General features: G+C 62.3%; 3 protein-coding genes. 1 reads left to right on the top strand and 2 read right to left on the bottom strand.

Going from position 1 to position 1,830, the window contains the following annotated elements; genetic code table 11:
• Positions 1-236 precede the first annotated feature (236 nt).
• Positions 237-539 carry a YgjV family protein gene (locus DRB06_RS14080; RefSeq protein WP_073329223.1) on the bottom strand — a complete coding sequence of 101 codons (303 nt, stop codon included), beginning with the start codon at positions 537-539 and terminating at the stop codon, positions 237-239.
• A 151-nt stretch (positions 540-690) separates the two neighbouring features.
• Between DRB06_RS14080 and DRB06_RS14085 the strand changes: the two genes are divergently transcribed.
• Positions 691-1,044: a nuclear transport factor 2 family protein gene (locus DRB06_RS14085; protein ID WP_234415914.1), complete on the top strand. Its 354-nt coding sequence runs from the start codon at positions 691-693 to the stop codon at positions 1,042-1,044.
• Here DRB06_RS14085 and DRB06_RS14090 read toward each other — a convergent pair.
• Positions 979-1,455, bottom strand: coding sequence for a hypothetical protein (locus DRB06_RS14090; RefSeq protein ID WP_111820282.1), 477 nt, complete (start codon positions 1,453-1,455; stop codon positions 979-981). The two genes, DRB06_RS14085 and DRB06_RS14090, sit on opposite strands and share 66 nt — an antisense overlap.
• Positions 1,456-1,830 lie beyond the last annotated feature (375 nt).

A 1,830-nucleotide genomic window follows, 5' to 3' on the forward strand; every position in this document is an offset into this window, starting at 1 on the left:
ATAATCACCCCGACTTCCCCGCACCACAGCAACCAAAATCCCGATCTTTAGCAACACGTTCACGCCGATAACTCAACGCTGCGGTATGCGCCGACCGCCCGGCCCCATCGCTGATGCTGCTCGCGCTGCGGCAGGGGCCGGGCTGTGGTTGGTGCGTCGGCAGCGTTTTGCGCTTGCCACTCATTTCCGCCGCCTTGCTTGGCTTGCTTCTGACCGCGTCGACGTCGTCCGTGCGGTCAATCCTCCGACAGCACATCCTCCACTGAGGGGCGTTCATCGCGGTGCGTAGCCGGCGCGGAATCGGCCGTCAGCGGAGCGGTGCCGCGCAGCCGCAGCAGCCAGTACAGATCGATGAGTGCGATGGTGGCGTTCATGCCCACGGCGGGCCAAACCCCAAGGACCACGTTGTACGCGGTGGCTATGAGTGAGCCGGTGAGGTTGAGGCCGCGGAAGGTGCGCTGATTAGCTACCACGAGCGAGATGACGACGAGACCGGATCCGATCCATCCGATGATTTCGAGGACTGTACGAGTGTCCACGTAAGCTCCTGGACCTGCCCGGCTGGTCAATGCCTTAGCACTGCCTTGGCACTGGTCGAGTCTGAACGCCTCGCTGCCGGGGCGCCAAAGACTATCCGGGTGTCGCATACCGGGCAAGGTGCTCCAGTACGCCTGCTTATAGGATCACAGCGTGGAGGCGCTGTCGGACCGCGAGCTGGAGTCGATCGTGGCGCGCTTCTTCGTTGCGGAGAACGCGAGGGATTGGCGTGCGTATGCCACGTTCCTACACCCCCAAGTCGAGTGGACTCTGATCGACGGCAGCCGTGAGCGCAAGATCGTTGGGAAAGAGCGGTACCTGCATGCAATCAAGTCCGCTTACGCGAACTCCGCCACCACGTTCCGTTGTGTTGAGGCGATGAGTGATCGTGAACGGCGACTGATTGCGACGATGTTGGTCAATGATGACGGTGAGCGATCCCTAGACGTGTTCGTCATCGAGGACGGGCTCATCCGGCGTGAGTGGGAGTTCCTGCTGGGACGCTGATGAGCACGTGTGGGCGGCGGCGGGGGTGCCGGGAACGGCATCGGCCGCAAGCTGGTGCCAGGCCAAGCCGATGCCGTCGACTTGTGCCAAGGCGTTGAAGACGGCGTCCGCACCGGCTTGAATTCCATCGGAGACGTCCTCGCCCCCGGACACGATGTCGATGGAGCTGACCGTGGCAGACGGATCGCCGGCGACCGGGAACACGGCCCAGCCTTCATGCCCCTGCACGCCCTTGGCATCGGTGGGGAGTGTCGCGAGAAATCGCTCCAGGGCATGTGCAGCCAACTGTGGCGTGGGGTGGGAGACGGACACCCTCAGAATCGCCGCCGCTGTCGGATCGCGCCGGTTCCACAGCCAGTCGTAGTCCACCGCGTAGCGTTCGCGGTCGCCGCCGGAGGAGCGAGGAGCCATGTGGCTACCCTAACTGTGGCCGCGGAGCGGTGGTGGCACCTGAGTGCCGGACGTCACTTCCAATCTGTTTGACGTCATCCCGGCCGATATGCCTAAATTACTCCTCGCTGCCGCGCGGGCCTGCGGGCGAGTGCGGTGGCATGGAGAAATAGATAGTCGGGCTGCGGCATCATCGATGTCGGCGATGGACTCGAAAGAGACCGGGATCACCGATTTCGGGCTTGACGAGCGTCAGACGGTCCGGCTAATCTACTCCAGGCCTTGAGGGAAGAGGTGAGCCGGACGGCTTTCCGAAACCTTCGTGGGTGTGTTGTTTGGGATCTCGATAGTGTGTCGTGTTTGTTTGTTTTGTTGGTTTTTTGTTGGTTTCTTTGT

This window comes from Actinomyces sp. Z5 (assembly GCF_003287795.1).
GTDB classification, from domain to species: domain Bacteria; phylum Actinomycetota; class Actinomycetes; order Actinomycetales; family Actinomycetaceae; genus Actinomyces; species Actinomyces glycerinitolerans.